Annotated in this window: 5 protein-coding genes; all 5 read right to left on the bottom strand. The window is 54.3% G+C overall.

Translation table 11 applies throughout. The features are described from left to right. Positions 1–767 (bottom strand): molybdate ABC transporter permease subunit (gene modB / locus H6F43_RS04605; RefSeq protein ID WP_190341122.1); only part of this gene is annotated, 767 nt, incomplete at its 3' end. A 179-nt stretch (positions 768–946) separates the two neighbouring features. Then, complete coding sequence (locus H6F43_RS04600) at positions 947–2,947, bottom strand: ribonuclease R family protein (RefSeq protein WP_190341119.1); 2,001 nt, start codon at positions 2,945–2,947, stop codon at positions 947–949. A 107-nt stretch (positions 2,948–3,054) separates the two neighbouring features. After that, complete coding sequence (gene rpsR, locus H6F43_RS04595; RefSeq protein ID WP_190341117.1) at positions 3,055–3,270, bottom strand: 30S ribosomal protein S18; 216 nt, start codon at positions 3,268–3,270, stop codon at positions 3,055–3,057. 87 nt (positions 3,271–3,357) lie between these two features. Then, the gene (gene rpmG / locus H6F43_RS04590; RefSeq protein WP_190341115.1) at positions 3,358–3,552 is read right to left on the bottom strand and encodes a 50S ribosomal protein L33; all 195 of its coding nucleotides are present in this window, start codon (positions 3,550–3,552) and stop codon (positions 3,358–3,360) included. Positions 3,553–3,597: 45 nt separating this feature from the next. Next, on the bottom strand, positions 3,598–4,125 hold the full coding sequence (locus H6F43_RS04585; RefSeq protein WP_190341113.1) for an RDD family protein: 528 nt from the start codon (positions 4,123–4,125) through the stop codon (positions 3,598–3,600). Positions 4,126–4,273: the final 148 nt, after the last annotated feature.

The following is a 4,273-nucleotide window of genomic DNA, read 5'->3' as shown; positions in this document are numbered from 1 at the left end:
GCCTCCGACTTCTCAGAAACGCTTCGCGTTCCGGTAGACATTGGAGTGAGACGCGAGGCATGGGCACGACGTTTCCGCTCCTTACGCGCTTGGCTCCCAACCGTCAGGTTTCCCCGCTGGGTCTGCCACAGGTTGACTGCGAAAATGCCCGACAGCGAAATGCTAAGAATGACGATCGCCCAGAACCAAGCTTCGTCCATTGCACCTGCTTCAACGGCGAAGTAAATCGCCATCGGAATGGTTTGGGTTTCTCCAGGAATATTGCCCGCCAGCATCAACGTTGCGCCAAACTCACCTAGCGCACGGGCAAACGCCAGCGTGGTTCCGGCTAAAAGTCCTGGAACTGCCAGCGGCAATAGAATCCGCCAGAACACCGTCCACTCGGAAGCGCCCAAAGTGCGGGCAACACTCAGGAGATTGGCGTCGATTTGCTCAAATGCGCCCAGCGCCGTGCGGTACATGAGCGGAAACGCCACAACAGTGGCAGTAATGACGGCAGCATACCAGGTAAAGACGATCGTGAAGTCCCACTGCGACATCCATTGCCCGATCGAGCCATTCTTGCCAAACAGCAGCAGCAGCAAGAATCCGACCACGGTGGGCGGCAAAATCAATGGGGAGACTAAGATGCCTTCAATCAGCGATCGTCCTCTGCCTCGGTAGCCCAGCATCCAATAGGCAACCGCAATCCCGACAAAGAAAGTGACCACTGTAGCCAGCAACGCCGTTCTGAGCGAGATCCAAAGCGGAGACAGATCCGTAGGCATGAGGTCTTCTCGATCGAAATCTAGCTTCCCAGTCTACCAACTATGTTGGATGCGGAAAGAATCGACCCAGACAGAATTCGCGAGAGCAGCCCAATCAGGATTGCCCACTGCATGCGCTATTTAATCGTTACAGCAATTAAATAGCCTGAAATCGTCGTATTTCGCCACGTACAGCAGTTCTAGCTTGCCTGGTAGACCATTTCCTGGAACTGGATAATGTCTTGGCGGGGATCTGCGTAGCTGACTTTGATCTCCAATCGATCGCCCGGAGCGATCGCTCGGTTGAAGCGCATCGCTAGCTCAATCCCTAAATCTTCTAGCAGAATCAGCCCCAGATTTTCGTGCTCTCGCAGCCAGCGCAGCATTAGCGCGCTCCAGACTTCGTCTGAGTTGCGACGCAGATACTCCAGACCCCAATAGCGGTTGGTCTGTCGTTCTACCAGCACTGCTTCCTGAACAGCACTGCTCAGGCTTAGAGTCAGCTCCTTCATCTCGTCGGCAGAGAATGGCAGCGAAGCACCCCGCAGGTGTGCCTTGAGTTGAAAGTGCGTCAGCAGATCGCTGTAGCGGCGAATCGGTGACGTAACTTGCGTGTAAGTATCTAGTCCTAAGCTGGCGTGGCGGGCAGGCGTAATGCTGAGTTCACTGCGGGGCATGCACCGGCGAATCGCGCACGATCGCACGGGTCCGGCTGGCAGCAGCAGCAGTTCGCCTTCGGGGGGCAGTTCGGGCTGTGGCTGGTGGCGAAACGGCAAAGGCAAGTTGTGGGTTTGCCCATAGCGAGCGGCAACTTCTCCCGCCAGAATCATCATTTCTGCCACAAGCAGGCGAGAGGGAGCGTCCTCTAGCACCTTGATGGTAATTGTGTCGTCGTTGACCTTAATCGACGATTCCGGCATGTGAATGCTGATTGCCCCCTGCGATTGCCGCCACGCTTGTCGGCGCTTTGCCCACGTCGCGATCGCGTCCAATTCCGACTCTGCCTGCACGCCCAACTCCAGCATCTCATCTACATCGTCGTAGGTGAGGCGGTAGGTAATTTTGATGCGGCTGGCGTGAATGCTGTAGTCCTGAACGGCGCCTTCTGGAGTCAGAATCACGCCAAAGCTGAGAGCACAGCAGATTTGCCCTTGCACTAGGCTCATCGGCCCTGTTGCCAACTCCGAGGGAAACATGGGAATCATTCCCGTCGGCAGGTACAGCGTCGTGCTGCGGCGACGTGCATCCAAGTCAAGTTCGTCTCCTGGTTCTAGCCAGCGACTAGGATCGGCAATGTGAATCCACAGCCGCTGCTGACCGTCTGGCAGCAACTCTAGACTTAAGCCGTCATCAATTTCGCGCGTGCTTTCGTCGTCGATCGTGTAGACCTTGAGGTGAGTCAAGTCGAGTCGATCGACATTGAGATCGGGTGGAGGAGCAGTCAGGCGGTGATGCGCCACTTCCAATACCTTAGGTGGAAAGTGAATCGGAATTTGGCTACGCCGCAGAAACAAGTTTTCGTGCGGACTCCATAGCCCTAGATCAACCAGCAATTGAAACGCAGCTTGAGGAGTTTCAGGACGTTTCAGGGAGTGCAGAAGCTCCAGAGCGGGTGCTCGGTGAGTCGCCTCCTCTCCCAGAGTAGCAAATCGTTCTAGGGCATCGAGGCGCGGACGATCGCTGGATTGCCATTCCATTGCTTCTCCTGCCAGCACCCGCTGTATACGAGTCAGCAGTTCCTCCCACTCTCGCTGCCGCTGCGCCTCCATCTCGAGCTGATGCTTGAGTTCAGCAACTTGCGACTTCGGTCGGGGTTCGTAGCGATCGCCCTTCTGTTTAAAGTAAAGTTTATCGTCGGCAAGTAGCAGGTGAGCCGCGTAGCAGTGCATCGGCTCCTGTTCGGAAAATAGTAGCGCCGCCAGATCCATTGGCGTTGCTGTTTCACCGTCTTCAACCAAAAGCTCCCACGCCACTTCAATGCTAGATGGGTCCAGCAGCGGCTTCACCTGCTCTAGCAGCACGGCAATCTCGGACGGCTTGTAGATTCCTGCCGCCTCATACGTAACTTGCCGAGGATGAAGCGTGTGAGACTGTCCCCGATCGTCCACGGCAATCCAATGCTTCTTGCCTTCTGGACGATCGACAACGGCAAGACGACGAGCACCATTTAGCTGAAACTCGACTAGTGTTCCCTTCTCCATTGCAGTGTGAGAGGTAAAAAGTGAGAGTAAGGAGAGGGGCGAGGATGAATAGTTAGGTCTGAGCTACCGACACAAGCCAAGTAACTCAAAATCCAATCATCCTGTCCTTAGCCTTCCTGATTGACAAACGGCAGCAGGGCGATTAGACGAGCACGTTTGATGGCTTGAGTCAAATCCCGCTGCTGCTTAGCAGTCAAGCCAGTAATGCGGCGTGGCAGAATCTTACCCCGCTCGGTGACAAACTTGCGGAGCAGGTCTACGTCCTTGTAGTCGATCGGGTCTTCGGGCTTGATTGGGGAAATGCGACGGCGGAAGTAAGTCATGGTCAGTAATTAGTCGTCAGTGGTCAATGGTTGGTCGTAGTCGTCAGCTGCTCAAAGCCAATCGCTAAGAACGAATCGCAAATAGCTCTATTTGATCTCTTTGTGATCCGTGTGGCGATTGCAGTGGGGGCAGAACTTCTTCAGTTCTAGTCGCGCAGTGGTGTTGCGGCGATTTTTCATTGTGGTGTAGCGGGAAACACCGGGGGTGCGCTTATCTGGATTGGTGCGGCACTCGGTGCACTCTAACGTAATGATGAGGCGAACGCCTTTATTCTTAGCCATATTTCTACCGATCGAGAGCTAGAGAGCATTAGACACAAATATCTATTATTTCACACGTTGTCGTGCTCGATCAATTATTTTTTTCACTTTAATGTCGAGCGAGTAGCCGCGACGGGTTTGAGCCACGACGGTGCGGGTGAAGCGATCGTGGTAGGCCAGCCGATTTTCGGCATCTGCGAAGGCAAACCCGCAATCTACGAGTAGAGGAATCGGCGTGAACAAAATCCAGCCGTTCGTCGGGCTGAGGTTTGCCAGACCGATCAGCACCAGCAGCGACCCCAATCCGGTCAGCGATTCGCGTTTTGCTAATGCGCCCAAGGTTGGAGTTGATCGATATTTCGGATCGACCACTTTCATATCCATTGCCCAGCGCCCCAAACTTTGCCCGCGATTGCGGATGACGACGACGACCCGCAGAATCAGCCACGCCACCACATACAGCACAATATAGCCACCGTTGCCGCCCAAGGTGCTAATCAGCGAAGCAATTCCAAAATCGATCGCAAATGCTGCCACTCGACGCTCTAATGGCACTCTAGGAAGGCGCGGAGTTACGCTCAACTCATCGAACATTGTGAATCCACACAGGCAGTAGTTCTATCTTAGGAGCTACAGGCTGGGGACTAGAGGCTAGGGAAAGAATAATTTTTATTTTGCGCGGGTGTCACTAAATCGAAGGAGCAAATTTTGATTCAGGTGAATGGGCACCGCTCAGAGTGAC

This window comes from Leptolyngbya sp. FACHB-36 (assembly GCF_014695955.1).
In the GTDB taxonomy this organism is placed as follows: Bacteria; Cyanobacteriota; Cyanobacteriia; order Leptolyngbyales; family Leptolyngbyaceae; genus FACHB-36.
Note: the sequence above shows the minus strand (reverse complement) of the source record. Positions and strands in the feature narration are given on the sequence as shown.